Below are 25,734 nucleotides of genomic sequence, written 5' to 3'. Positions count from 1 at the left end.
GCTGACCGCGGTACGCCCGGCGGACACCGGGCGTACCGCTCGCTCTCGCGCTCAGGCGGCCGTGCACGCGAGGCTCGGCACGCTCCCGCCACCGGGCGCACCGCCCAGGCCGAAGCTCGCCGAACCCGCCACCGGCACACTCCCGTTGTGCGCGGCGTTGACCGCCGTGACGGTCGCCCCGCTCTGGGTGTGCGAGGCGTTCCACATGCTCGTGACCTTCTGGGAGCCGCTCCACGTCCAGCTCACCCGCCAGGACTTCAGCGGAACGCCGCCCGTGTTGGTCACCTTCACCTCGGCGTTGAACCCGCCGCCCCAGTCGCTGCTGACGGTGTACGCGGCGGTGCAGGCGGGCGTGGAGCCGCCGGGGTCACCGGGGTCGCCCGGGCCGGGGCCGGGGGTCCCGGAGCCGAAGGCGGGGGCCTTGACGGACGCCAGGTAGGCGTCCTTCGCCGTGTCGACCGTCCGCCAGTCGTCCTTCAGGATGCCGCCCGTGTCACCGGAGTTGGGGTTCCAGGACCAGAACGTCCAGTGGAAGCTGTCGGCACCGTGCGCCGACGTCGAGCGCAGGTACTTCACCAGCTCGGCCAGCCACTTCTGGTCCACCGAGGCCTGAAGGGTCGTGCCGAACTCGCCGAGCCACACCGGGGCGATGTTCTGCTTGAAGACATAGCCCCAGTACTTGTCCCAGATCCCCGGCAGATTGGCGGGGAAGGACGGGTCGGAGAACCAGGACTGCTGCGCCACCGACGTCGCGTAGTCGTGCGCCGAGTACACCAGCCGGTCGGGGACGTCCAGCTGGACCGGGTACTGGGCCACGCCCATGAGGTTGCCGCCCCACCAGCCGTTCACGCCGTTGAACGACTGCACGCCCTCGACCATGATCAGCAGGTCGGGGTTGACCGACAGCACCGCGTTGCCCGCGCGCTGGGCGGCCAGACGCCAGTCGCGTGCGGTGTCGCCACAGCCCCAGCAGGCCGGGTCGTGGGGCTCGTTGTGCAGGTCGATGCCGATCACGGTGGAGTCGCCCTTGTAGCGCGCGGCCAACGCCTTGAGGTTGGTGATCCACGTCGACTCGGGGACGGACGTGGTGTACCAGAGGGCCGACTGGCCCGCCGCGTCCGGGCGGTGGCGGTCCAGGACGACCTTGAGGCCGGACCGACCGGCGTAGGCGACGATCCTGTCCAGGACCTGGAGGGACGTCAGCCCGCGCAGATCGGTGTTCATGCCGTCGGTGTTGATGCTGTCCGGCATGGTGCCCGGCTTGAGGATGTCGTCGCTGTAGGGCATGCGGAGGGTGTTGTAGCCGAGCGACCTCATCTGGTCGATCATGCTCTTGTAGTCACGGGCCCACAGGCCGTGGACGACGTGGTTGCCGGTCTCGAAACCGAACCAGTTGATGCCGGCGATCCGGACCGGCTGCCCGGCCGCGTCCAGGATCTGCCGGCCGCTGGTGTGCCAGTAACCGGCCCCGGCGGCCTCGGCGGTGGCATCGGCCTGGGCCGACTGCACACCCGCCAGCGGTAACAGGAGCGCCGCGGCAACACACAGGGCTCTGCGCAGAGTGCGGAACATGTGGCTGCTTCCTCTCGGGTTCCTCGGGGAGGGGGGAGCACGGCACCCGGAACAGAATGGGAGCGCTCCCATCATGCCGCGCACCCCCCAGAGAACTCATGCAACATGAGCACGTCAAGACTCCGGGAGGTGTCTCTCCACCACGGCCGCCGCCGGCTCGGCTTGCCGGACTCCGGCCTCCCAGGCGCCGGGGCTGCGGTGGCGGTTCTTGTGCCCGGCGGCGAGTACGTGGCGCAGTTGGGCGAGGTGCTGGGTGTTCGTGGGGAGATCCAGCTGGTCAAGGAGGGCCAGTGCGGCAGCCGGTTCCAGGTCGCCGTAGACGTCGTGGAAGCTCGCCAGGAGGCCGCGGAAGACGGCCGAGTGCAGGGCGGGAAGCCGCATGACGGTGCGGTACGTCGGCTCCTTCACCGTCCAGCGCACCGGGCCTGAACATTCCAGAACGCGACGGGCTCGGCGGAGCAGGGCTTCCGATCCCTCGGCCACCACGCGGTCGATGTCGTTACCGAGGACCTCGGCGAAGGCCGTCGCGGAAGTGGTGCGGTCCTCGAACCAGTCCACCCACAGCGAGTAGGTGACGGCCTCGACGTCCCGGTCCGCCTCCAGCAGCTGACGGTAGCCGTCCCACAGCACGTCGGCCGGCAGGGGGCCTTCCGCACTCTCGTTCGCGAACCGGATCTCGCACGTGACCCAGTAGTCGTCGAGGAGGCCCAGCAGCCCGAAGGCCAACCGCAGCCGGTCGGCCGCATCCAGATCTTCTGCGAACACATCGCCGGCCCAGGACTGCGCCACCTGATGGGCTGTCAGCAACACGTCCGGCCGCTCGTCGCTCACCCACCCGTCGCCCACCTGGCGGACGCCCTGATCAGCCAGCCAACGCCGCGCTGCCTCCTCGGTTCGCCTCTCCACTCGGGAAGTATGACAAGCCTCGCAAGATCCGAACGAAACGGCCTAGCGCCGGCGCCTCAGTGTCCGCCAGCCGAACAGGGCGACCAGGGCCGCACCGGCGGCGATCGCCCCGGTCTTGAGGTTGCCGCCCAGGCCCTCGCCGCCGCCGCCGGACGAGCCCGAACCGCCCCTGCCCGACGCCGCATCGGACCCGTCCGACCCCGGCGCGTCCTGCGGCTCCACGGGGCTGTCCGCCCCCTCGGCGCCGTACATCAGCTTCGTGCCGTCGGCGGTGTAGGTGACGGACTCGCCCTGCCCCAGGAACGGCACACCGAGCCGCTCCTTCTTCTTGATCCTCCCGCCGTTCCAGTCGTAGGCGATCGCGCCGAAGTAGCTGCGGACGACGAGATGTTCGCCGTCCGGGGAAAGCGTGGCGTCGGTGGCCTCCAGGTCGGGGACCGCGGCGACCGGCCGGAACACGTTCGCACCGGACGGGGAGAGCTCCGCCGGTCCCTCGTACAGGTGCCCGCCCTTCTCGTTCTTGTCGACGATGTAGACACGGCCGGTCTTCGGGTGCACCACGAGGGACTCGGCGTCCCGCGCGCCGTCGGAGTACTTCACGACGTACTGGGTGGCCTTGATCGTCTGGTCGCGCAGGTTCTTCGGCTCGGGCAGCCGGTAGATCCAGACGTACGGCCAGGTGCCGCCGAGGTTGTCGCCGATGTCGCCGACGTAGATCTGGTCGTCCGGCCCGATGGAGACGGCCTCGACGTCGCGCGGGCTGCCCACGCCGGACATGGTGATCGTGGCGACCGTCTCGCCCGTCGAGCTGTCGACGGCGTAGAGGTACGCCCCGTCGTCGCTGTCGTTGTGCGTCCAGTAGATGCCAGGGTGCTGCCGTGAGGCCGCCAGGCCGCTGGACTCGGTGATGCGCGGATCCCTGATCGTGAACTTCTCGTCGCCGTCGGCGGCGGAGGCGGGCACGGCGAGGGCGCCCGTGAGGAGGGCGGCGGCGAGCAGTGCGAACGGTCTGCGCATACCCCAAGCCTGCCATCCGGCCCGGCGGTTCACCGGCGTAATGGATCACAGGCCCCCGTGCGCGGACGGGGCGCGTGTCCCGACTCACACCCCGTCGGCCGTCGAGATCGTTCATCATGAGCGGATGCTCAGGTTCATGCCCGTCGGTGACTCCATGACGATCGGAAGCGCGGGCGAACACACATGGCGCTACCGGCTGTGGCAGCACCTGTCCCGGTCCTACGGCGGCCCCTGCACCCTCGTCGGGCCCCGCGAGACCCTCTACGACAAGCTCGCCGAGGCCCCGGAGTCGTACGCGTACGCCGAACCGGACTTCCCCCGGGGCCACCTGGCCGGCTGGGGCGAGGGCTGGCTGCACATGGCGCCGCTGATCGGCGAGGCGGTGCGGTCCTGCCGCGCGGACGTCCTGCTGGTCTCCCTCGGCCTCATCGACCTGGGCTTCTACACCAACGCGGAGCAGACCGCCGAGAACGTCCGGGCGTTCGCGTCCGAGGCCCGGGCGGCGAACCGGCGGGTGCGGATGGTGTGGCTGCCGGTGATCCCGAACGTGCGCGCGGCGACGGACCAGCCCTTCGCCACCGAGGTCACCCGCTTCAACGAACTGCTGGCGAAGACGGCCGCCGACCTGGATGAGCCCGGCTCCCCCGTCCTCCTGGCCTCACTGCCCCCGTCGTACGACATCCACGCCGACACCTACGACGGCACCCACCCGAGCGGAAGCGGCGAGCACAAGATCGCGGCGGCGTTCGCGGAGGCGATGTACCAGGGCTGGGACCTGGCCGGGCCGTACGCGCAGTAGCCGTCCGCGAAAGGGCGGCGGGCACCCGCGGGTTCGTGCTTGCCTGGAGCGCACTCCAAGACGTTGGCTTGGACACCATGAAGTACACGCAGCTCGGACGCACGGGACTCAAGGTCAGCCGGCTCGTCCTCGGCACCATGAACTTCGGCCCGCAGACCGACGAGGCCGACAGCCACGCCATCATGGACGCGGCGCTGGACGCGGGCATCAACTTCTTCGACACGGCCAATGTCTATGGGTGGGGCGAGAACAAGGGCCGTACCGAAAGCATCATCGGCACCTGGTTCGCCAAGGGCGAGGGACGGCGCGACAAGGTCGTCCTCGCCACGAAGGTCTACGGCAACATGGGCGCCGACGGCCCGGCCTGGCCCAACCACGACAAGCTCTCCGCGGTCAACATCCGGCGGGCCGTGGACGCCAGCCTCAAGCGGCTCCAGACCGACCACATCGACGTCTACCAGTTCCACCACGTCGACCGGGACACCCCCTTCGACGAGATCTGGCAGGCCATCGACGTCCTGGTCCAGCAGGGCAAGATCCTCTACGTCGGATCGTCGAACTTCCCCGGCTACAAGATCGCCCAGGCCAACGAGATCGCCGCCCGGCGCGGCGGGACCATCGGCCTGGTCAGCGAGCAGTGCCTGTACAACCTCGCCGAGCGGCGCGCCGAGATGGAGGTCATCCCGGCCGCGCAGGAGTACGGACTCGGCGTCATCCCGTGGTCGCCGCTGCACGGCGGTCTGCTGGGCGGTGTCCTCAAGAAGGAGGTCGAGGGCGGCCGCCGCGCCTCCGGCCGCGCGGCCGACGCACTCGCCGACCCCGCCACCCGCGCACGGATCCAGTCCTACGAGGACCTGCTCGACAAGCACGGCATCGAGCCCGGCGAGGCCGCCCTGGCCTGGCTGCTCACCCGCCCCGGCGTGACCGGCCCGATCGTCGGCCCGCGCACCGCGGAACAGCTCGCCTCCGCCGTCCGCGCGTCCGAGCTGGACCTCTCCGAGGAGCTCCTGGCCGGCCTGGACGAGATCTTCCCGGGCCCGGGCCCGAGCCCGGAGGCCTTCGCCTGGTGATCGGGGGCGGCCCACGCCCTTCTTTTCGGGCCGCGGGGTTCCCGGCGCCCCTCCGGGGCGCGGGGAACCGCGCGACCAGCCCCCCATCGGCCCGCGGCCGAAGAACGACCAGGGAAGCCCCCGGCCCCGCTACTTCCCGATCACGGAAGCGAGGGCGACGACGAGAAACATCAGCACGAGCACACCGGCCATGATCCGGTTGCGGGTTTTCGGGTCCACGGCACCGAGCCTAACCGGCACCCCCGAGTGCCCAGCGCCCGACCGCCTCGTACCGGGGCTGCTCCCCCGGCACCCCGGACGTCGGCAGATTGCTCCGTACCAGGCACAGCTCCCGCACCGTCCAGGTCCGGCCCGTGAAGCCCGCGAGGGTGTCCAGGAAGGCCCGCACATCCCCCGCCGCCCGGCTCCGCGCCACGGTCAGGTGGGCCTTGTAACGCCGGTGCTCCCCCATCGGCACCCCCGCCTTGCGCGCCGCCGCTTCGGCCCGCTCGGCCAGCAGCCGGAGGCTCGCCACGTCTCCCTCGGCCCCGGCCCACAGCGCCTTCCCACGCCCGAACTGCCCGCCTCCCCGGACGGCCAGGGCGAACGGCTCGGTACGGCGTGCGGCCCGCTCCAGCCGCTGCGACAGCCCGGGGACGAGACCGTCGTCGACCTCACCGTAGAACGCGAGGGTGAAGTGCCAGCCGGGGCGGCCGGTCCAGCGCATGCCGTCGGCGCCGGGCAGCCCGCGCAACTCGTCCACCACGGTGCCGAGTTCCCGGCACACCTCGTCCGGGGGCAGCACGGCCGCGAAGAGTCTCATGGGTCCAGCCTGGCACCATGAGCCCATGCGGATCACCATCCGGGACGGCGGGCCCGACGACATTCCCGGGATACTCGGCATGCTCGACAGCTGCGTGGAGTGGCTGGTCTCCCAGGGGCGCACGGGGCAGTGGGGGACGAAGCCCCTGTCGCAGAGCCCGAAGACGGTGGAGTCGGTCCGCCGGTACATGGCGGAGGGCAGCGTGTACATGGCCGACGTCGACGGCGTCCCGGCCGGCACCCTCACCCTGACCGGCTCGGCGGGCGCCTACCTGTCCCACCTCCCGCAGCCCGGCGAGCCCGAGCGCTACATCCACTGGCTGGCCTCGGACCGCCGCTTCAAGGGTCACGGCGTGGGCAGCGCCCTGCTCGCGCACGCCGCCGAGGAGACCCGCCGCGCCGGCATCTCCCTCCTCCGCGTCGACTGCTACGCCGGCGACGACGGCAAGCTCGTCCGCTACTACGAGTCCAACGGCTTCACCCGCACCGTGGCCTTCACGGTCGGCGAGGACAAGTGGCCGGGGCAGCTGCTGGCGCGGAGGGTGTAGGCACGGGTCCCGCGGACCCGGGCGTGTCCCGGTCACCGTGCGTATCGTTGTACTGCTCGGCCGGATTCATCCACGGGTGCGGCCGGGGAGGAGCGCCACGATGACCGTCCTTGACGACAGGATCGAGATGGCCGAAAGCAGCGGCGAACTCACCCTCGACATGATGTTCGAGTGGGTGGAGACGATGCCCGTCCCCGAGGGTTACAAGGTCGAGATCGTCGGGGGGAACATCTTCATGGCGCCTCAGCGGGACACCCACTGGGACATCATCGCGGACATCTACGACCAGCTGCGCAGCAAGTATCCGCGCAAGCGCGTGAAGTCCGACGTCCGCGTCGACTACCCGGGCCACCTCAACGGCTTCGCCTCCGACATCACCGTGATGGCGGAGAACTCTGCGAAGAACGACAAGGGCCTGTGGCGCTACCAGGACGTCGAGTTCGTCGCCGAGGTGATCTCCAGGAAGACCGGCGCCAACGACTACGGCCCCAAGAAGGACGCCTACGCCGCCGCCGGCGTGCCGGTGTACCTGATCGTGGATCCGTACACCGGCCGCTGGCATCTGCACACCAAGCCCAAGGACGGCGAGTACCGGGGCGAGCTGAGCCTGGACTTCGGGGACGAGATCGACCTGACGGGCACCGCGGTCGGGCTCGTCCTCGAGACCGGCGAGTTCCCCCGGGACTGACCGACACCGCACTACGCCCACTACGCCGCCGGGGCCAGCGCCTCCTGCTGCTCCCGGGGCACGAACCGCACCCGTGGATGCCCGCCGTGCCAGCCCACCGACAGGCGCAGGTTGCCGACCCGGGCCAGGATCAGGCCGATGACGGCCGCGGCGAGTGCCGCCACCGCGCCGCCCACCGCGAGGCCGATCCGGGCGCCGTAGGTGTCGGTGATCCAGCCGACGATCGGGGCGCCGACCGGCGAGCCGCCGAGGAAGATCATCATGTAGAGGGCCATGACACGGCCGCGCATCGCCGGGTCCGTCGACATCTGGATGCTGGTGTTCGTCGTGACGTTGACCGTCATGCCGAACAGGCCCAGCGGGACCATGAGCAGGGCGAACATCCACAGCGTGGGGGTCGTCGCCGCCAGGATCTCCAGCGCGCCGAAGGCCATGGCCGCCACGATCAGCAGCCGGAGCCGGGCCGTGCCCCGCCGCGCGGCGAGCAGTGCGCCCACCACCGAGCCGACCGCCATGAGCGTGTTGAACATGCTGTACGCGCCCGCGCCCGCGTGGAAGACGTCGTCCGCGAAGGCCGACAGGTACACGGGGAAGTTGAAGGCGAAGGTGCCCACGAAGCCGACCAGGACGATCGGCCAGATCAGCTCCGGGCGGCCGGTGACGTAGCGCACGCCCTCCCGCAGCTGCCCCTTGCCGCGCGGGGCGCGCTCCACGAGGTGCAGCTCCCGGGCGCGCATCAGCAGCAGACCGGTGAGCGGCGCGATGAAGGACAGGCCGTTGAACAGGAACGCGTAGCCGGTGCCGACGCCGGTGATGAGCAGGCCCGCGACGGCGGGGCCGACCAGGCGGGCCGACTGGAAGTTCGCCGAGTTCAGACTGACCGCGTTCTGCAGCTGCCCCGGGCCGACCAGCTCGGAGACGAAGGACTGCCGGGCCGGGTTGTCCACGACGGTGGCGAGGCCGACCGCGAAGGCGGCGACGTACACGTGCCACACCTGGACGTGCCCGGTGAGGGTGAGGACGGCCAGGGCGATCGCCGTGAGCGCCATGGAGGACTGCGTCACGAGCAGCGTGGGCCGCTTGCGCAGCCGGTCGACGAGGACACCGCCGTAGAGGCCGAAGAGCAGCATCGGCAGGAACTGCAGGGCGGTGGTGATGCCGACGGCGGCGGAGGAGCCGGTGAGGCTGAGCACCAGCCAGTCCTGGGCGATGCGCTGCATCCAGGTGCCGATGTTGGAGACGACCTGGCCCATGAAGAACAGGCGGTAGTTCCTGACCTTCAGGGAGGAGAACATCGAGGACGTGCGGGCGGGCGGGGCGGCGGGTGTGTCGGAGGCGGGCGGGGAATCGTGGGGGTCAGGTGCGGGGGCGGAAGCTGCTCCGGGTCCCGAACTCAAAGGGTTCGCCTCCTTGCGACGACTGCTGCTTACAGATGCGCGAGCTTCTCCAGCACGGGGGCGGCGGCGCGGAGTTTCGCCCACTCGTCCTCGTCGAGGTTCTCCACCAGCGTGGCCAGGAACGCGTTCCGCTTGGCGCGGCTCTCCTCGAGCATGGCCTCGGCCTGCTCGGTGCGGGTGACGACCTTCTGGCGCCGGTCCTCGGGGTGCGGCTCCAGCCGGACCAGGCCCTTGGCCTCCAGCAGTGCCACGATGCGGGTCATCGACGGCGGCTGCACGTGCTCCTTGCGGGCGAGCTCGCCCGGGGTGGCCCGGCCGCACAGCGACAGGGTGCCCAGCACCGACATCTCGGTGGGGCTGAGCGATTCGTCGACCCGCTGGTGCTTGAGCCGACGGGACAGCCGCATCACTGCGGAGCGGAGGGAGTTCACGGCGGCTACGTCGTCGCCATGGCTGAGGTCCGGCATGTTCTTTAGCGTAACTCATTACTCTCGCTAAAGACCAGCCGGAACGCGCACCGTCACCCGTGACGCCCGCCACTGAACCGTGACATCACTCATCTGGGTGACACGGCGGCAAAAGGTGCCCCGCCGGACCGAACGGTACCGCGACCCTCGTGCTCATGGGGACCAGTGTGCTCAGCCTGCGAATAGACCACGACCTGCTCGAACGGCTCCGGCACCAGGCCGCGAAAAGGGGAATGAGCGTCCAGGACTATGTCGTCCGGACGCTCATTCGGGATGACTTCGACCAGCGGTTCCAGGCCGCCGTCGAGGAGACGGAGAAGTTCTACGGCGCCCCCGCGCCTCCGGGGGCGGGTATCAGGTCAGACCCAGCGCCGGCATCAGGTAGTAGAAGGTGAACACCGCCGCCACCGCGTACATCGCCGCCGGCACCTCCCGGCCCCGCCCGGCCGCCAGCCGCAGCACCACGAAGGTGATGAAGCCCATGCCGATGCCGTTGGTGATCGAGTACGTGAACGGCATCATCAGCATCGTCACGAAGGCCGGGACGGCGATCGTGTAGTCCGCCCAGTCGATCTCCCTGACCGACCCGGCCAGGATCAGGAAGCCGACCGCGACCAGGGCCGGGGTGGCCGCCTGGGACGGCACCATCGTGGCGACCGGCGTCAGGAACAGGGCAACGGCGAAGAGGCCGCCGGTGACGACGTTCGCCAGGCCGGTCCTGGCGCCCTCGCCGACACCGGCCGTGGACTCGACGAACGCGGTCGTCGCGGAGGAGGAGCTGGCACCTCCGGCGGCGACCGCGAGGCCGTCGACGAACAGCACGCGGTTGATGCCGGGCATCTGCCCCTCGCCGTCGGTCAGCTTCGCCTCGTCGGAGACGCCCATGATCGTGCCCATCGCGTCGAAGAAGCACGACAGCAGCACGGTGAAGACGAACAGCACGCCGGTCAGCACGCCGACCTTGCCGAAGCCGCCGAACAGGCTGACCTGCCCGATCAGCCCGAAGTCCGGGCTCGCCACCGGGTTGCCGGGCCAGGTGGGCGTGGTCAGGCCCCAGCTCGGCACCTCGGCCACCGCGTTGATGATCACCGCGAGGACCGTCATGGCGACGATCGAGATCAGGATCGCGCCGGAGACCTTGCGCACGATCAGCGCCAGGGTCAGGAGCACGCCGAGCACGAACACCAGCACCGGCCAGCCGTTCAGGTGACCGTCGCCGCCCAGCTGGAGCGGGACGGTGGTCTGCGCGGCGTCCGGGATCCGGGAGACGAAGCCCGCGTCGACCAGCCCGATCAGCATGATGAACAGGCCGATACCGATGGAGATGGCCTTGCGCAGACCGTAGGGCACGGCGTTCATGACGCGCTCGCGCAGCCCCGTGGCGACCAGCAGCATGACCACGAACCCGGCGAGGACGACCATGCCCATCGCGTCCGGCCAGGACATGCGCGGGGCGAGCTGGAGGGCGACGACGGAGTTCACGCCGAGACCCGCGGCCAGCGCGATCGGGACGTTGCCGATGACGCCCATGAGGAGGGTGGTCAGCGCGGCCGTGAGGGCCGTCGCGGTGACCAGCTGCCCGTTGTCGAGCTGGTGACCGTACATGTCCTTGGCACTGCCGAGGATGATCGGGTTCAGCACGATGATGTAGGCCATCGCGAAGAAGGTGGCGAGACCGCCCCGGACCTCGCGCGGCAGGGTGCTGCCCCGCTCGGAGATCCGGAAGAAGCGGTCGAGTGCGCCGTACGTGCGCCCGGCTCCCGGCTGATCAGGGGCGGGGGCCTTGGCGGGAGCCGAGGAGGACATGTATTTGGTGGTTCCTACGAAGAGAAGTGGTCAGACACAAACCGTTTCAGTATGAACATATAAAGCCCCTCCCGGCCATCTCCGCGCGTAGACCTGATCGCCTCGTAAGCTGTTCCCCATGGCGAAGTGGACCCCCCGACACGAGGCGCCGGAGCCCCTGGAGGGCCCCGTGGTCGCCACCATCACCGGCGGCACCATCCTGTGGTTCGTCCTCTTCCTGGTTCAGCTCCCCTTCTACGGCTGGTTCGACGATCATGGCCACTCCTGGTGGGTGTGGACCTGCCTGGCCGGTGGCGGCCTGGGCCTGATCGGCATCTGGTACGTCCGCAGGCGCGACGCCGCGCTCAAGCGGGCCGCGGCCGGTGACCCGGCGACGGCACCCCCGGTCGACCAGACGCCGTCCTGACCGTTCTCCGCCGAGACACGCCCCCGCCCCCTCCCTACGCTCGTAGGAGGCGGCGAAACGCTCGAGAACCGTCGGCGCGGATCCGCCGCCCGACCGGTGAGGAGCGCAGTGATGACGATGCAGAACAGCGTGGCCGAGGCCGACCGCGCCCTGAAGTCCAAGCACCGGGCGATGTGGGCCCAGGGCGACTACCCCTCCCTGGCCGCCGAGATCATCCCCGAGCTGGGCCCGATCCTGGTCCAGGCGTGCGGGGTGCGGCCCGGACAGCGGGTGCTGGACGTGGGGGCCGGCTCCGGCAACGCCGCGATCCCGGCGGCCCTGACCGGCGCGGACGTGGTCGCCTCCGACCTGACCCCGGAACTCTTCGAGGCCGGCCGGCGGGTGGCCGAGAAGCAGGGGGCACGGCTCGCCTGGCAGGAGGCCGACGCCGAGGCCCTGCCCTTCCGCGACGCGGAGTTCGACACCGTGCTGTCCTGCGTCGGTGTCATGTTCGCCCCCCACCACCAGCAGGCCGCCGACGAACTCGTCCGGGTCTGCCGCCCGGGCGGCACCATCGGGCTGCTCAACTGGACACCGCAGGGCTTCATCGGCCGGATGTTCGCCACGATGAAGCCGTACGCGCCGCCGCCCCCGCCCGGGGCCGAGCCGCCTCCGCTGTGGGGGGACGAGGACCATGTCCGCGCCCTGCTCGGCGACCGCGTCACGGACGTCCGCGCCGAGCGCCGCACGGTCCGCGTCGACCGCTTCGAGACCCCCGAGGCGTTCCGCGACTACTTCAAGGAGCGCTACGGCCCCACCATCAGCGTCTACAAGAACATCGCCGATGAACCCGAACGCGCCGCGGCCCTCGACGGCGCCCTGGTGGACCTCGCCCGCGACGGCGACCTCGGCAGGGGCGAGGGCGGGACCGCCCTGGAGTGGGAGTACCTGCTCCTCACGGCGCGCCGGGCGGGCTGACGGCGGGCCGTGGCACCGTGGTCCCACGGCATACAACTGCCGTAGGACGACGGCACGGAGTCCGTCCACCCCGGGTCGGATCTTCGCCGCATTCAGCGGGTGAAGCGGCAAAACCGCACGTACCGTCGAATGCATGACGCATCTCGACGCGGGTGCCCGCCCCGACTCCGCTCGGCCGGCGACGGTCACCTCCCGCGAGACCGGCCTGACCGCGGCTCAGGTCGCCGAGCGGGTGGAGCGCGGGCAGGTCAACGACGTTCCGGTGCGCAGCAGCCGGTCCACCCTCGACATCGTCCGTGCGAACGTCTTCACCCGCTTCAACGCGATCATCGGCGTGCTGTGGCTGATCATGCTGGTGGTCGCGCCCATCCAGGACAGCCTGTTCGGGTTCGTGATCCTCGCGAACACCGGTATCGGCATCGTGCAGGAGTGGCGGGCGAAGAAGACGCTGGACTCGCTCGCGCTGATCGGCGAGGTCCGGCCGACCGTGCGCCGCGACGGGACGGCCGCCCCGGTCGGCACGAGCGAGATCGTGCTGGACGACCTGATCGAGATCGGGCCCGGGGACAAGGTCGTGGTCGACGGCGTCTGCGTCGAGGCGGACGGCCTGGAGATCGACGAGTCGCTCCTCACGGGCGAGGCCGATCCGGTCGTGAAACAGCCGGGCGACCACGTCATGTCGGGCAGCTTCGTGGTCGCGGGCGGCGGGGCCTTCCAGGCGACGAAGGTCGGCCGTGAGGCCTACGCCGCCCAGCTCGCCGAGGAGGCCTCCCGCTTCACCCTCGTCCAGTCCGAGCTGCGCTCGGGCATCTCCACGATCCTCAAGTACGTCACGTGGATGATGGTCCCGACCGCGATCGGGCTGGTCGTCAGCCAGCTGGTCGTCAAGGAGAACGCCTTCGACGACTCCGTCGCCCGCACGGTCGGCGGCATCGTCCCGATGGTCCCCGAGGGTCTCGTCCTGCTCACCTCCGTCGCCTTCGCCATCGGCGTGATCCGGCTCGGCCGCAAGCAGTGCCTGGTGCAGGAGCTGCCCGCGATCGAGGGACTGGCCCGGGTCGACACGGTCTGCCTCGACAAGACCGGCACCCTCACCGAGGGCGGCATGGACGTCACCGAGCTGCGCCCGCTCCAGGGCGCCGACGAGACGTACGTACGGAAGGTGCTCGGCGCGCTCGGCGCGTCGGACCCCAGGCCGAACGCCTCCCTGAAGGCGATCATCGACGCCTACCCGGCCGTGGAGGGCTGGCGCTGCACCGAGGCCCTGCCGTTCTCCTCGGCCCGCAAGTACAGCGGCGCCGCCTTCAGCGAGGGCGACGGGCGGTCCGGCCGGTGGCTGCTGGGTGCGCCCGACGTGCTGCTGGCCGAGGACGATCCGGCCCTGGCCGAGACCGGGCGGCTGAACGAGCAGGGTCTGCGCGTGCTGCTGCTGGCCCGGGTCGCGCGGGAGCTGGACGATCCCGACGTGGCGAAGGGCGCGCAGCCCACCGCGCTGGTGGTGCTGGAGCAGCGGCTGCGGCCGGACGCCGCCGACACCCTGCGCTACTTCGCCGACCAGGACGTCCGGGCCAAGGTCATCTCCGGCGACAACGCGGTGTCGGTCGGGGCGGTCGCCGCCAAGCTCGGGCTGGCGGGCACCACCGTGGACGCGCGCCGGCTGCCCGCCGACCAGGACGGGATGGCCGCCGCCCTCGACGACGGCACGGTGTTCGGGCGGGTCACCCCGCAGCAGAAGCGGAACATGGTGGGCGCGCTGCAGTCCCGGGGGCACACCGTCGCGATGACGGGCGACGGGGTGAACGACGTCCTCGCCCTGAAGGACGCGGACATCGGCGTGGCGATGGGCTCCGGCTCGGAGGCGACCCGGGCGGTGGCGCAGATCGTGCTGCTGAACAACAGCTTCGCGACGCTGCCGTCGGTGGTCGCCGAGGGGCGCCGGGTCATCGGCAACATCACGCGGGTGGCGACGCTGTTCCTCGTCAAGACCGTCTACTCGGTGCTGCTGGCCGTGCTGGTGGTGTGCTCGCAGGTGGAGTACCCGTTCCTGCCCCGCCATCTGACCCTGCTGTCGACGCTCACCATCGGCATCCCGGCGTTCTTCCTGGCGCTCGCGCCCAACAAGGAGCGGGCGAGGCCGAACTTCGTGCGGCGGGTCATGCGGTACGCGATCCCGGGCGGGGCCGTGGCGGCGCTGGCGACCTTCGCGACGTATCTGCTCGCCCGCGAGCACTACACGGGGGCGGGGGCGCTGGACGCGGAGACCAGCGCGGCGACGCTCACGCTGTTCCTGGTCTCGATGTGGGTGCTGGCGATCATCGCCCGCCCCTACACGTGGTGGCGGATCGCCCTGGTCGTCTCGATGGGCGGGGCGTTCCTGGTGGTGCTGGTCGTGCCGTGGCTGCAGCACTTCTTCGCGTTGCAGCTGGTGGGGGTGACGATGCCATGGACCGCCGTCGGCGTCGCGGCGGTGGCGGCGGCCGCCCTGGAACTCCTGTGGAGGTGGGTGGACCGCCGCTTTCCCGCGTAGCGGCGAGGGGGCGCGGTTCATGTGCGCTGCGGCGCCGTCGTGGCTTGCCGCGCAGTTCCCCGCGCCCCTGACGGGGCGTCTTTACTGCACGTCGACGAAGTCACCCGTGGCGTTGACCGCCGGGGTGGTCGTGGTGCCCGCGAAGGAGTAGCGGAAGTAGCCGTCCGTCGAGGCGGTGACGGTGGTCTTCAGCTCGCCCGTGCTGTTGGACTTGATGGTCTTGACGGTGGTGTAGGTGTCGCTGCCCTTCTTGCGGAACTGCAGCTTCACCGACTGGTTGGTGTACCCGTGGTACTTGTTGTCGTCCCAGTTGGCGCGGGACAGCTTGCCGGTGACCGTGATGGTCTTGCCCTTCTTCACGGGCTCCGGCGAGGCGTTGACCGTCAGCTTGGAGTAGCGCTGGAGCTTGAAGGAGTTCGTCGGGTCCTTCACCGCGACACCGACGTTGTCCAGGTTCGGGTTCTCCGGGTCCTCGCCGTTGAACGCGACCGCGAACGCGGCCGCCTTCCAGGAGCCCGCGTCCTCGTTCAGCAGCGCGAACGGGTCGATCTCGACGGTGGCCTTGCAGCTCGCGACGGTCGCGGAGGAGTCCGTGCAGGTCGCGTCGTTGCTGTCGAAGAAGAACTCCGACTCCTCGAACGAGGCGCCGCGGTACAGCTCGACTCCCGCGAAGAAGTCGGCGGCGTGGATGTTCACTTCCTTGCCGTGGGTCAGCGTGAAGGACACGGGGACCTTGACCAGGTTGGTGGTGCCCACGGCGATGTTCTTGCCGTTGTTGACCTTCACCGAGGAGAAGGTGGCGTTCAGGAGGGTCGGCTCGCCGTCCACGGCGCCGACGAAGGCCGACCGGCCGGAGTCGGCGTGGACGACCTCGCTGGCGGCGGCGATGTCCGCGGGAACCTTCGGGTCCGCGGCCTGGGCGGCCGGGACGGCGAGGACGGAGAGGGCCAGGGCGCCGGTGACGGCGGCCACGGTGGCTCGGATACGCATGCGTTCTCCAGGTGGAGAGGGGCCCCGGCGCTCGTCGTCGGCTCTCGGGGCCCAAGTGATCGTGGAGTCTGTTGACTCACGTGATCAGATACCTCAGGCATACGCATGGTTGTACGACAGGTGAAAAATTTGTGCGGGAGTTTCTCCCGCGTGTCGTACGTGCCCGCGGCGGCCCGCCGCACGCCGCCCCGGCTCAGTCGAACCACCGGTCCCGGGCCAGTTCGTCCGTGCGGGACGGGTCCTCCAGCAGGGCCGCCACCTCGAACCGCCGCGGCCACTGTCCCGCCGCCCAGGCGAGCCCCGCGGCGACGCCCTCCAGGGTGGCGGCGTGCAGGACGCCGTCGTCGGTGAGCCGCCAGTCGATCTCCACGCCGTCGACGACGAGTTCCTCGTGCTCGACGTAGGAGGACGGGGCCGGCCGGCCGAGCAGCACCCGCACCGGCTCCGGCACCTCGTGCTCGGTGCCCTCGGAGGTGACCTCCCCGGTGACCGACTCGCTCAGCCGCCGCACCTGGAACAGCTCGGCCAGCCCGGCGGCGCGTGACGGGCGTACCGGGAGCAGCGGGACGCCCTCGGTGAACGGCAGCAGGTCCGGCGAGTCGCACACCACGGCGTCGGCCGCGTCCACGACCTCCACCCGGCCGTCGACGACGGCCCGCAGGTCGTCCGGCAGGGTCACCTGCTCGGGATCCAGCTCGGCCAACGCCCCGTACAGGGCGTGCAGCTGGGCCCCCGTCACCTCCCGCTGGGGGTCGGCGAGCCGGTCGAGCAGCTCGGCGGCGCCGCCGGGCTCGTCCAGCAGCGCGGCGACGGAGGTCCGCACGCCCAGCGCCCGCAGCACCTGCTCGTCTTCAAAACCGGTCGCGTCGGCCTCGTCGTAGAGCCCGCGCAGCAGCGGGTCGCCGCCGGCGGCCCGCAGGCCGGCCGGGCGGCGGCCGTCGAGCACCGGGTTCCCGCGCAGCCACCAGGCGGTGTACGGGCGGACGAGCTCGTGGGTCCCGTCCGGCAGCAGGATCCGCACGGGCTGCACGATCGCGTCCCGCAGCGGCGGCCGGGACAGCAGCGCCAGCGCCTGCGCCCACTTGTCCTCGTCGACGAGGTCCAGGTCGCGCACGGCGACGATCTCGGTGGCGACCGGCGGCACCGGGCTGTCCGGGAAGCGGTCGAGGACGTCCTCGCACCACACGTCGACGGCGTCCAGCAGGCCCGCGTCGTCGGGCTCGGCGAAGTCGCCCTCGCGGGGCTCCAGCTCGTCCGGGTCGAGGACGACGTCCGTGGCGCGGACGAGCGCGAAGTCCACCAGGACACCGCAGGCGGCGAGCGGCTGCTCGCCCCACTTCCCGGCCAGCTCCGCGTCCACGGCGGCGAGTTCACCCTCGCGCATGACCTGCGCGAAGGGCCCGCCGGGGAAGACGAGTTCGCACGCCGGTGCCGGTTCGCCGTCCTCGTCGGGCAGGGCGAGCGCGCCCAGCCAGGGCTCGTCACCGGGCTCCAGGCCGGCGTCCCGCACCAGCGCGAGCACGGTGTCGGCCAGTTCCTCGGCGTCGAGGGAGTCCTCTTCCCAGTTCACACCGCCCTCGTCGTCCAGGGAGGCGGCGACGGCGACCCGGACCTGCGGGGTGGTGAGGATCGCCCGGGGTGTCGCGGGCAGCGCGCCGAGCTTCTCCAGGATCGGGTGGGCGGCGTCGGGGTGGGCGACCTTGAGGCCGAGCCGGGCCAGCACCCCGGGGTCGATCCGGGCGGCCTCCGCGCCCGGCAGCAGGATCTGCCGGGGCCCGATGGCCGTCCGGCCGTCGGCGAGCGGCACCGGGAGCCCCGACAGGCGGTCGGGGTCGATCCCGGCCAGGCTGTCGTAGAGCCGCCGCCACCAGCCGGGGTCCTTCTCCAGGCCGGCCAGCCGGTCGATCGCGTCGGTCAGCGGGACGCGGGCGACGCCCAGGGTCCGCAGCTCGGCGCGGCGTTCCAGTCCGGCGGGCAGCAGGGTGGGGAGCACCTCGGCGAGCACGCGCACGGTGTCGGCGCCCGCGCCCTCGACGACCTCGGCGTCGCGCGGCCGCAGGGATTCCGGCAGCTCGTCGTCCTCGCGGGGCGGGAGCGCGGGCGGCAGGAAGGAGGTCCGCGGCAGCCGCTGGAGGATCGCCTGGCGCAGGGCGCCGTCCAGTTCGCCCCTGCCGAGCGGGCCCGGCACGAGGTCGATGATCCCGCCGGTCACCGGCCGCCAGCCGCCGAGGAGTTCGGCGTAGGCGTCGGCGGCGCGCTGGACGAGGAAGTCGGTCAGCGGGCCGGGGGCGGCGTGCCGGCGGGTGGAGTCCAGCGGGAACGAGGCGATGAGCAGCGCCGGGACGCCGAGCGGTTCGTCGCTCGGGGTGGGGGCGTGCACGACGGCCTGGGTGCGGGGCCGGGCCGGGCTGCCGTCACTGTCCACGGGCACGGCCCAGGTCACGGACCAGTGGGGCCGCAGCCGCTCCTCGACGGGCCGGTCGGCGAGCAGGTCGGGGGTGAGGGGGCCGTGGGCGGCGGCGGTGCGCCAGTGGGTGACGCCGCGCGCGGAGTCGTCGACGACGGTGAAGGCGCCGTCGGTGCGGCGGGTGAGGGTCCGCGGGCTCTCCCCGTTGATCTCGACGACCAGTTCTTCGAGCCCGGGCAGGGTGAGCAGCAGGGCGTCGTCGACGGCCCGCAGGAGGCGCTCGGCGAGGTCGGCGGCCGGGGTGTCGCGCAGCGGCAGGATGACGGCGGTGTCGTAGGGGGCGGGAGCGGTGCCCTCGGCGGCGTACGGCAGCCGCAGCAGGGGGACGTGGCCGTCGCGCCGCCGGATCTCGTCACCGAGACCGGGGCTGTGCCGGGCGGTCTCGGCGGCCAGTGCCCTGGCCTCGGCCAGCGACCACCGCACCCCGCCGTGCCGGCCGACGACGGCGGGCTCGTCGGTGACGGAGAGCACGGCGGCGAAGCCGACCCCGAACCGCCCCACGGAGGACGTGTCGCCGGTGTCCCGCTTGGCCGACGCGCGCAGCGTGGACAGCGACTCGACGCCGGCCGCGTCCAGCGGGGCGCCGGTGTTGGCGGCGACGAGCACGCCGTCGCGCAGGGTGAGCCGCAGCCGGCCCGGCACTCCCGCCCGGCCGGCCGCGTCGGCGGCGTTCTGGGCGAGTTCCACGACGAGCCGGTCCCGGTAGCCGCCGAGGACCAGATCCTCCTCGGCGTTGGCGTCCTCGCGGAACCGGGCGGGGCTGGTGGCCCAGGCGTCGAGGACACCGCGCCGCAGACGGGCGGTACCGAACGGATCGGCCCCCTCGGCGGCGGGCCGCACGAACTTGCTGCTCACGTTCCGTTCCTTCTCCTCGCGGCCATGGCGCTGGACGTGAGGAGAAGGTACCGCTTGGGGAGCACACGGCGTGCGCGCGGACGGCCGGAGGCCGTGGCCGCAGGACCCGGGGAGGCTATGAGTGCCCCAGTTCCTCCGTGTCCGCGTCGGCCGTCGGTGTCACCGAGCCGGAGTCCGGGGCCGGGCGCAGCGGGAACGGGTCGACGCGGGTCTCGTCGATGACCGGGGCGGCCGGCTGGGGCGGCCGGGGCATGACGGCGGCCTCGGAGTGACCGCCGCAGCCGTAGGCGAGGGAGACCAGGCGGCCGTCGGCCGGGGAGAACTCGTTGGCGCAGGCGCCGAAGGCCTGGCCGAGGGAGCCGCCGATGGGGACGAGGAAGCCGCAGCTGACGCAGGGGGCGGGCGCCGACTGCGCCATGGGGGTCTTGGGGCCGAACGCCTCCTCCCAGCGGTCGGCCGCGCTGTGCAGGCCGTAGCGGGACAGGACGCGGGCCCGGCGCATGCCCAGTTCCTCGGCGACCGCCGGGATCGAACCACGGGAGGGGGCCACCGTGAAGCCGGACGCGGCAGCGCCCGTGAGGTCGGCGTCCTCGGCCTCGACCAGGTCGGCCATCTCGTGCGACACGGGCACCTTCGGGGCCGCCTCGTCCTCGCCCGAGTAGCCCGGTTCCAGCCGCAGGTCCTCGGCGTCGGTCGGCAGCAGGTCGCCGGGCCCCAGGTCGCCCGGGCGCAGCCGCTCGCTCCACGGCACCCACTCGGGCGCCAGCACGGCGTCCGGGCCGGGCAGCAGCGCCGCCTCGTCCACCGTGACGATCTTCGCGCGGGAGGCCCGGGCCACGGTCACGGCCCAGCGCCAGCCCCGGTAGCCGAGCTCCCGGCACTCGAAGAAGTGCGTGACAACGCGGTCCCCCTCGGAGACCGTCCCCACGTGCTCACCGACGATCCCCGGCGCGGCGGCCTCCTCGGCTGCGGCGCGTGCGAGGTCGACGGCCTCGGCGCACAGACGGTCAGGGGTGCGGCTTCGCGTTGTCGCTGCGCTCACAGGTATCGCTTCTCTCCATACGCCGTCTCACGAGTGCGCCACTCCCGGCACAGGGGCGGACGGAGCGGACCGGGGGACCGCGTCGACGTCCTTCCTCCATTTTGCGGGATGGCTGAGATACGCACGCTACCCTTCCGCCCCACTTCGCGTACACCGACGGTCCTGTTGCGCCGCCCACCGGATCCGCGGCCGCCGCCCCGGGAGTCACCCCACAGGCCCTATACAAGCGGTAATGGCACTACCCGCGGCCTTCTCGGGGCACTATGACGTCGTGGCAGCCGCGAAGACACCCCCGGGCGCCACCGGGACCGGTGGGTCGAAAGGGGTCAAGGGAGGCATCCGAGCGGGCGGACCGGGCCGTGTGGGCGGCTCCTTCCGCAAGGTCGGCCGTGCCCTGCACTTCCCGGTGACCGGCGCGGCCCGCGGCATCCGCAAGGCCACGCACGCGCACGGCGCGGGCGAGTCCGGCCTCGGCAAGCTGATCGAACTGCACGGGGTGAACGGCGCCGGCGACGTCATGATCACCGTCGCCCTCGCCTCCACCGTCTTCTTCTCGGTGCCGACCGACGAGGCGCGCGGGCGCGTCGCGCTCTACCTCGCCATCACGATGGCGCCCTTCACGCTCCTCGCGCCCGTCATCGGCCCTCTCCTGGACCGTCTCCCGCACGGCCGCCGCGCCGCCATGGCCGGTGCGATGCTGGCCCGGGCGCTGCTCGCGCTCGTCCTGTCCGGCGCGGTCGTCAGTGGCGGCCTGGAGCTGTACCCGGCCGCGCTCGGCGTCCTCGTCTCGTCGAAGGCGTACGGCGTGGTGCGAAGCGCCGTCGTGCCCCGGCTGCTGCCACCGCGCTTCTCCCTGGTGAAGGCCAACTCACGGGTCACCCTGGGCGGCCTGCTCGCCACCGGCATCGCCGCGCCCGTCGGCGCCGGACTCCAGCAGATCGGCCCACGCTGGCCCCTGTACGGCGCCTTCGTGCTGTTCGTGGCGGGGACGGTCCTGTCGTTCACCCTGCCGCCGAAGGTCGACTCCGCCAAGGGCGAGGACCGTGCCCTGCTGGCGGCGGACGAGCAGCATCTGCACGGGCCGCACCGGCAGCCGGTCAAGCGCCCCGGGCTGCGCACGGTCGGCCCGGCCGTCACCCACGCCCTGGCCGCCAACGCCGCCATCCGCTGTCTGACCGGGTTCTTGATCTTCTTCCTGGCGTTCCTGCTGCGCGAGCACCCGGTCTCCGGCCAGAGCGCCGCCGTGTCGCTGGGGATCGTGGGCGTGTCGGCGGGCGTGGGCAACGCGCTCGGTACGGCCGTCGGGGCGTGGCTGCGCTCCCGGGCGCCGGAGATCATCATCGTGACGGTGGTGGCGTGCGTGGCGGGCGCGGCGATCGCGGCCGCCGTGTTCTTCGGCGCGGTCATGGTGGCCGGCCTGGCGGCGATCGCCGGGTTCGCCCAGGCCCTGGCCAAGCTGTCGCTGGACGCGCTGATCCAGCGGGACGTGCCCGAGAGCGTCCGTACGTCGGCCTTCGCCCGTTCCGAGACGCTGCTGCAGATGTCCTGGGTGCTGGGCGGGGCGATCGGCATCGCGATGCCGCTCAACGGCACGGCCGGGCTGGCTGTGGGCGCCGCGATCGTCGGCGTCGGGTGGGTGACGACCGTACGGGGGCTGATCGACTCGGCCCGGCGCGGCGGCCCGGGGCGGGCGCGGGTGGCGTAGGGGTTCTTCCGATGGATCTCCCGGGGAGCCGTACCCCGCGTGGGCGGTCCGCCGCGCGGGCCCGATAGCCTTCGCCCATGAACACGTTGCAATCCGTTGTGCGACGCCGCCGCGCCGTCGCCGTCGCCGGCGTCGTATCCGCCGGACTGCTCGTCCTGTCGGCCTGTGACAAGCCGACGCCGATGGCCACGGTCACCGTGGGCAGCGACTCGGTGAACTCCGAGGCCACCTGCGGCGGCGAGGGCGACGCCCTGAAGCCGTCCGATCTCGCCGGGTGCCTGAAGGACAAGGGCATCAAGAGCATCTCCGTCGACCCCGACGAGACGGTGCGTTTCGGGGTGGACCCCGAGATCGCCGACGAGGGCTGGACGATCCTGATGAACGGTCAGCCGCTGACCGACTCCAGCACGAAGACCTACCGCACGATTCCGGGCAGCGTGTTCTTCAACGCCCAGTACGGCGCGCAGGGCAACTCGACGCTGGTGTCCATCAAGGAAGGCGACAAGGACCCGTCCGGGCTCTGGAACTTCAAGCTGAAGAAGGACGCCTGATCACTGCCGCCGGCCCTCGCCGCGTGCTGGTCGCCACCGCGGTTCCCGTGGAGCGGGACGCGGTGGCCGGAGCCTGCGCCGGGGTGAGCGGCGTCGAGGTGATCGCCGGTGGTGTCGGGCCCGCGCTCGCCGCCGCCTGTGTCGCTTCGGCTCTCACCCGCGCCGATCTGGGCGGTGAGCCCTACGGTCTCGTCGTGTCCGCCGGGATCGGGGGCGGGTTCCAGCCCGGGGCGCCCGTGGGGTCGCTGGTGGTCGCCGACGAGGTCGTCGCGGCCGACCTTGGGGCCGAGACCGCGGACGGGTTCGTGCCGGTCACCGAGCTCGGGTTCGGGACGGTCAGGCATCAGCCGCCCGCCGATCTCGTACGGCGGGTCGCCGAGGCCACCGGAGCCCGCACCGGGGCCGTGCTCACCGTGTCGACCGTCACCGGGACGGCCGTCCGGGCCGCCGCGCTGCGGGAGCGGCACCCCACCGCCCTCGCCGAGGCCATGGAGGGCTTCGGCGTCGCCGAGGCCGCCGCCGCGCACGGCGTGCCCGTGCTGGAGATCCGGGCGATCTCCAATCCCGTGGGCCCGCGCGACCGCGCCGCGTGGCGCATCGCCGACGCCCTGGCAGCCTTGACCGAGGGGTTCGGGAAGCTCACCCCCGTACTGGAGGGTTGGAACCGGCATGACCGCTGAGCAGCTGCAGATCGCCTACTCGCCCTGCCCGAACGACACGTTCGTCTTCGACGCCCTGGCCCACGGCCGGGTCCCCGGCGCGCCCGCCCTCGACGTGACGTTCGCCGACATCGACATCACCAACGGCATGGCCGAGCGCGGCGAGTTCGACGTGCTGAAGGTGTCGTACGCCGTGCTGCCCTACGTCCTCGACGACTACGCCCTGCTGCCGTGCGGGGGCGCGCTGGGGCGGGGCTGCGGGCCGCTGGTGCTGACGCGGGAGGCCGGCACCGACCTGGCCGGCCGCACCGTCGCCGTGCCCAGTGAGAAGTCCACCGCCTACCTGCTGTTCCGGCTGTGGGCCGCGGACACCCTGGACGGCGGGGTCGGCGAGATCGTCGTCATGCCGTTCCACGAGATCATGCCGGCCGTGCGGGACGGGAAGGTCGACGCGGGGCTCGTGATCCACGAGGCACGCTTCACCTACGGCGAGTACGGGCTGCACAAGCTCGCCGACATGGGCGAGCACTGGGAGCACACCACCGGGCTGCCGATCCCGCTGGGCGCGATCATCGCCAAGCGGTCGCTGGGCGAGCAGAAGCTGCGGCTGCTGGCCGACTCGATCCGCACGTCCGTGCGCGCCGCCTGGGACGACCCCGAGGCGTCCCGGCCGTACGTCATGGAGCACGCCCAGGAGATGGACCCGGCCGTCGCCGACCAGCACATCGGGCTGTACGTCAACGAGTTCACCGCGGGGCTGGGCGAGGACGGTTACGCGGCCGTGCGCGGGCTGCTCACCCGTGCGGCGGCCGAGGGGCTCGTACCGCCCCTCGGCCCGGACGCGCTGCGTTTTCCCTGAGCGCCGTCACACGTCCCGGTCGGCGTCAGACGTTCTGATCGGCGTCAGGCGTTCTGTTCGGCGTCACACGTTCTGTTCGGCGTCACACGTCCAGCTGGTCGGCGACCGCGCGCAGCAGGCCGGCGATCTTCTTGCCGGCCGTCTTCTCCGGGTAGCGGCCCCGCTCCAGCATGGGCGTGATGTTCTCCAGCAGCGTCGTCAGGTCCTGGACGATGGAGGCCAGCTCGTCCGGCTTCTTGCGGGTCGCGGCGGCGACGGACGGGGTGGGGTCCAGGATCGCCAGGGACAGCGCCTGGTCACCGCGCTGTCCGGCGACGACGCCGAACTCCACTCGCTGACCCGGCTTGAGTGTCTCGACTCCGGCGGGGAGGACCGAGGAATGGACGAAGACGTCACCGCCGTCGTCGCGGGAGAGAAAGCCGAAGCCCTTCTCACTGTTGAACCACTTGACCTTGCCGGTGGGCACGTCTGTCCTCGTCCTCGTACTCGTCGGAAAACTGCTTCGGGAAACGGCTCTTGATAGCACTCGGGCGGGTCGTACGGACCCGCCGGTACCAAGGCTAATGCTCTTGCAGCCGGTGACAAGACGTCACCCGGTTGTTCCTTCGCGCTGGGAACTACCCTGGTCGGGTGCGTGACAAAACCCAAACGAATTCCGCCGCTCCCGGAGACCGTCTGGTCCGGGCCGGAGCCGTCGTCTTCTTCATCGGTGCCGTGGCCACACTGGTCACGGTCGCCCCTCTGCTGCTCGGGACGACTCCCTTTCCGACGTACATGTTCGGATTGAGCATGCTCATGGCCGTCGGATTCCTGATGGCCGGTGCGGGAGTGCTGTGTTCCGTGGCGGCGGGACGGCGTCAGGCGCGCGCGGGGCGGTAGTCCGAAAGCCACCGGGGGAATTCGGTCAGATCGGTGAGGACGACGTCCGCGCCCGCCGCGCGCAGTTCCTCCGGCGGGCAGGGGCCGGTGGCCACCGCGACCGAGAGCGCCCCGGCGGCCCGGGCCCCGCGGACGTCCCCGACGTGGTCGCCGACGTAGACGCCCGCGCCGTGCGCGCGCAGGGCCTGCGCCTTCTGCTCGGCCCACAGGTCGCCGACGACGGCGTCGGGCTCGATGCCGAGGTGGGCGAGGTGCAGCTTGGCGTTGGGCTCGTACTTGGCGGTGACGACCATCGCGCGCCCTCCGGCCTCCCGTACGGCGGCGATGGCCTCGCGGGCGCCGGTCAGCGCGGGGGTCGCGGTGATGGCGATCGTCGGGTACATCTCGCGGTACAGGTCCGCCATGACCGGGATCTCCTCGGCCGGGAACCAGTGGATCAGCTCGTCGGCCAGCGGCGGCCCGAGCCGGGTGACCGCCAGGTCGGCGTCGATGTACGTGCCCGTCCGCTCGGACAGCGCCTGGTAGCAGGCGCGGATGCCGGGCCGGGAGTCGATGAGGGTCATGTCGAGGTCGAAGCCGACGGTGAGCGCGGGCGGGGTCATGGAGGCCATATGGGCCATTGTGCCCAGCCGGTGTGCACGGCAGGCGCCCGCCCGTGACCGGCCGGCGCGAGGGGCTTCGAGGGGGGCCCGGCCGGCGCGAGGGGCTTCGAGGGGGGTCCGGCCGGCGCGAGGGGCTTCGAGGGCGGGTCCCGGTCGGCGCGCGC

At 71.8% G+C, this 25,734-nt stretch carries 25 protein-coding genes; 13 read left to right on the top strand and 12 right to left on the bottom strand.

The window, feature by feature from the left end:
• Positions 1 to 51: 51 nt before the first annotated feature.
• The 3 genes from ACFV20_RS24145 to ACFV20_RS24135 all read right to left on the bottom strand — a co-directional run bounded on the left by ACFV20_RS24145 (position 52) and on the right by ACFV20_RS24135 (position 3,495).
• The gene (locus ACFV20_RS24145) at positions 52 to 1,572 is read right to left on the bottom strand and encodes a cellulase family glycosylhydrolase (RefSeq protein WP_385659593.1); all 1,521 of its coding nucleotides are present in this window, start codon (positions 1,570 to 1,572) and stop codon (positions 52 to 54) included.
• A 114-nt stretch (positions 1,573 to 1,686) separates the two neighbouring features.
• Positions 1,687 to 2,478, bottom strand: a complete 792-nt coding sequence (locus ACFV20_RS24140) for a hypothetical protein (protein ID WP_385659591.1) — start codon at positions 2,476 to 2,478, stop codon at positions 1,687 to 1,689.
• 42 nt (positions 2,479 to 2,520) lie between these two features.
• On the bottom strand, positions 2,521 to 3,495 hold the full coding sequence (locus ACFV20_RS24135) for a WD40 repeat domain-containing protein (RefSeq protein ID WP_385659590.1): 975 nt from the start codon (positions 3,493 to 3,495) through the stop codon (positions 2,521 to 2,523).
• Between the two features lie 124 nt (positions 3,496 to 3,619).
• Between ACFV20_RS24135 and ACFV20_RS24130 the strand changes: the two genes are divergently transcribed.
• Positions 3,620 to 4,294, top strand: a complete 675-nt coding sequence (locus ACFV20_RS24130) for an SGNH/GDSL hydrolase family protein (RefSeq protein WP_385659588.1) — start codon at positions 3,620 to 3,622, stop codon at positions 4,292 to 4,294.
• A 77-nt stretch (positions 4,295 to 4,371) separates the two neighbouring features.
• Complete coding sequence (locus ACFV20_RS24125; RefSeq protein ID WP_385659586.1) at positions 4,372 to 5,364, top strand: aldo/keto reductase; 993 nt, start codon at positions 4,372 to 4,374, stop codon at positions 5,362 to 5,364.
• Positions 5,365 to 5,593: 229 nt separating this feature from the next.
• Here the strand turns inward: ACFV20_RS24125 and thpR are convergent, their stop codons facing one another.
• Positions 5,594 to 6,166, bottom strand: coding sequence for an RNA 2',3'-cyclic phosphodiesterase (gene thpR / locus ACFV20_RS24120; RefSeq protein ID WP_385659584.1), 573 nt, complete (start codon positions 6,164 to 6,166; stop codon positions 5,594 to 5,596).
• 25 nt (positions 6,167 to 6,191) lie between these two features.
• On the opposite strand from thpR, the gene ACFV20_RS24115 reads away from it, so the two are divergent.
• Together ACFV20_RS24115 and ACFV20_RS24110 are read left to right on the top strand one after the other, a co-directional pair.
• Positions 6,192 to 6,713, top strand: a complete 522-nt coding sequence (locus ACFV20_RS24115; protein ID WP_385659582.1) for a GNAT family N-acetyltransferase — start codon at positions 6,192 to 6,194, stop codon at positions 6,711 to 6,713.
• A gap of 100 nt (positions 6,714 to 6,813) precedes the next feature.
• Complete coding sequence (locus ACFV20_RS24110) at positions 6,814 to 7,401, top strand: Uma2 family endonuclease (protein ID WP_385659580.1); 588 nt, start codon at positions 6,814 to 6,816, stop codon at positions 7,399 to 7,401.
• Positions 7,402 to 7,421: 20 nt separating this feature from the next.
• Here ACFV20_RS24110 and ACFV20_RS24105 read toward each other — a convergent pair whose 3' ends face one another.
• Both ACFV20_RS24105 and ACFV20_RS24100 read right to left on the bottom strand, forming a co-directional pair.
• Positions 7,422 to 8,798 (bottom strand): MFS transporter, encoded by a 1,377-nt coding sequence (locus ACFV20_RS24105; protein ID WP_385659578.1) that lies wholly within the window; start codon positions 8,796 to 8,798, stop codon positions 7,422 to 7,424.
• Between the two features lie 29 nt (positions 8,799 to 8,827).
• Positions 8,828 to 9,265 carry a MarR family winged helix-turn-helix transcriptional regulator gene (locus ACFV20_RS24100; protein ID WP_030849396.1) on the bottom strand — a complete coding sequence of 146 codons (438 nt, stop codon included), beginning with the start codon at positions 9,263 to 9,265 and terminating at the stop codon, positions 8,828 to 8,830.
• 149 nt (positions 9,266 to 9,414) lie between these two features.
• Here ACFV20_RS24100 and ACFV20_RS24095 point away from each other — a divergent pair, with 149 nt between their 5' ends.
• Positions 9,415 to 9,660, top strand: coding sequence for a ribbon-helix-helix protein, CopG family (locus tag ACFV20_RS24095; protein ID WP_385659575.1), 246 nt, complete (start codon positions 9,415 to 9,417; stop codon positions 9,658 to 9,660).
• On the opposite strand, the gene ACFV20_RS24090 is transcribed toward ACFV20_RS24095, so the two are convergent.
• Positions 9,620 to 11,071, bottom strand: a complete 1,452-nt coding sequence (locus tag ACFV20_RS24090) for an NCS2 family permease (protein WP_385659573.1) — start codon at positions 11,069 to 11,071, stop codon at positions 9,620 to 9,622. The genes ACFV20_RS24095 and ACFV20_RS24090 overlap by 41 nt on opposite strands.
• Before the next feature lie 118 nt (positions 11,072 to 11,189).
• On the opposite strand from ACFV20_RS24090, the gene ACFV20_RS24085 reads away from it, so the two are divergent.
• From ACFV20_RS24085 to ACFV20_RS24075, 3 genes are all read left to right on the top strand, one after another.
• Positions 11,190 to 11,477 (top strand): DUF2530 domain-containing protein, encoded by a 288-nt coding sequence (locus ACFV20_RS24085; protein ID WP_385659571.1) that lies wholly within the window; start codon positions 11,190 to 11,192, stop codon positions 11,475 to 11,477.
• 111 nt (positions 11,478 to 11,588) lie between these two features.
• On the top strand, positions 11,589 to 12,434 hold the full coding sequence (locus ACFV20_RS24080; protein ID WP_385659569.1) for a class I SAM-dependent methyltransferase: 846 nt from the start codon (positions 11,589 to 11,591) through the stop codon (positions 12,432 to 12,434).
• Positions 12,435 to 12,567: 133 nt separating this feature from the next.
• Entirely contained in the window at positions 12,568 to 14,961 is a 2,394-nt protein-coding gene (locus ACFV20_RS24075) for an HAD-IC family P-type ATPase (RefSeq protein ID WP_385659568.1), read from the top strand.
• A gap of 81 nt (positions 14,962 to 15,042) precedes the next feature.
• Here ACFV20_RS24075 and ACFV20_RS24070 read toward each other — a convergent pair whose 3' ends face one another.
• The 3 genes from ACFV20_RS24070 to ACFV20_RS24060 all read right to left on the bottom strand — a co-directional run bounded on the left by ACFV20_RS24070 (position 15,043) and on the right by ACFV20_RS24060 (position 20,315).
• Positions 15,043 to 15,951: a hypothetical protein gene (locus tag ACFV20_RS24070; protein ID WP_385659566.1), complete on the bottom strand. Its 909-nt coding sequence runs from the start codon at positions 15,949 to 15,951 to the stop codon at positions 15,043 to 15,045.
• A gap of 193 nt (positions 15,952 to 16,144) precedes the next feature.
• A complete protein-coding gene (locus ACFV20_RS24065) occupies positions 16,145 to 19,273 on the bottom strand; it encodes a sacsin N-terminal ATP-binding-like domain-containing protein (protein WP_385659564.1) in 3,129 nt (1,042 codons plus the stop codon).
• 115 nt (positions 19,274 to 19,388) lie between these two features.
• Positions 19,389 to 20,315 carry a DUF3027 domain-containing protein gene (locus tag ACFV20_RS24060; RefSeq protein ID WP_385659563.1) on the bottom strand — a complete coding sequence of 309 codons (927 nt, stop codon included), beginning with the start codon at positions 20,313 to 20,315 and terminating at the stop codon, positions 19,389 to 19,391.
• 271 nt (positions 20,316 to 20,586) lie between these two features.
• Here ACFV20_RS24060 and ACFV20_RS24055 point away from each other — a divergent pair, with 271 nt between their 5' ends.
• The 4 genes from ACFV20_RS24055 (at position 20,587) to ACFV20_RS24040 (ending at position 24,089) form a co-directional block, all read left to right on the top strand.
• Entirely contained in the window at positions 20,587 to 22,020 is a 1,434-nt protein-coding gene (locus ACFV20_RS24055) for an MFS transporter (RefSeq protein WP_385659739.1), read from the top strand.
• Between the two features lie 77 nt (positions 22,021 to 22,097).
• Positions 22,098 to 22,571, top strand: coding sequence for a DUF2771 domain-containing protein (locus tag ACFV20_RS24050; protein WP_170320984.1), 474 nt, complete (start codon positions 22,098 to 22,100; stop codon positions 22,569 to 22,571).
• Positions 22,572 to 22,594: 23 nt separating this feature from the next.
• A complete protein-coding gene (locus ACFV20_RS24045) occupies positions 22,595 to 23,251 on the top strand; it encodes a futalosine hydrolase (protein ID WP_385659560.1) in 657 nt (218 codons plus the stop codon).
• Positions 23,241 to 24,089 carry a 1,4-dihydroxy-6-naphthoate synthase gene (locus ACFV20_RS24040; protein WP_385659558.1) on the top strand — a complete coding sequence of 283 codons (849 nt, stop codon included), beginning with the start codon at positions 23,241 to 23,243 and terminating at the stop codon, positions 24,087 to 24,089. Before ACFV20_RS24045 ends, ACFV20_RS24040 begins: the two co-directional genes overlap by 11 nt.
• A gap of 82 nt (positions 24,090 to 24,171) precedes the next feature.
• Here the strand turns inward: ACFV20_RS24040 and ACFV20_RS24035 are convergent, their stop codons facing one another.
• Entirely contained in the window at positions 24,172 to 24,555 is a 384-nt protein-coding gene (locus ACFV20_RS24035) for a cold-shock protein (RefSeq protein ID WP_003991106.1), read from the bottom strand.
• A gap of 164 nt (positions 24,556 to 24,719) precedes the next feature.
• On the opposite strand from ACFV20_RS24035, the gene ACFV20_RS24030 reads away from it, so the two are divergent.
• Complete coding sequence (locus ACFV20_RS24030; RefSeq protein ID WP_385659556.1) at positions 24,720 to 24,968, top strand: hypothetical protein; 249 nt, start codon at positions 24,720 to 24,722, stop codon at positions 24,966 to 24,968.
• Here ACFV20_RS24030 and ACFV20_RS24025 read toward each other — a convergent pair.
• Positions 24,947 to 25,579 carry an HAD family hydrolase gene (locus ACFV20_RS24025; protein WP_385659555.1) on the bottom strand — a complete coding sequence of 211 codons (633 nt, stop codon included), beginning with the start codon at positions 25,577 to 25,579 and terminating at the stop codon, positions 24,947 to 24,949. The two genes, ACFV20_RS24030 and ACFV20_RS24025, sit on opposite strands and share 22 nt — an antisense overlap.
• Positions 25,580 to 25,734 lie beyond the last annotated feature (155 nt).

Source organism: Streptomyces sp. NPDC059696, assembly GCF_042733745.1.
Taxonomy (GTDB): Bacteria; Actinomycetota; Actinomycetes; order Streptomycetales; family Streptomycetaceae; genus Streptomyces.
The sequence above is the reverse complement of the archived record's forward strand: the minus strand, read 5'-3'. Positions and strand labels throughout refer to the sequence as shown.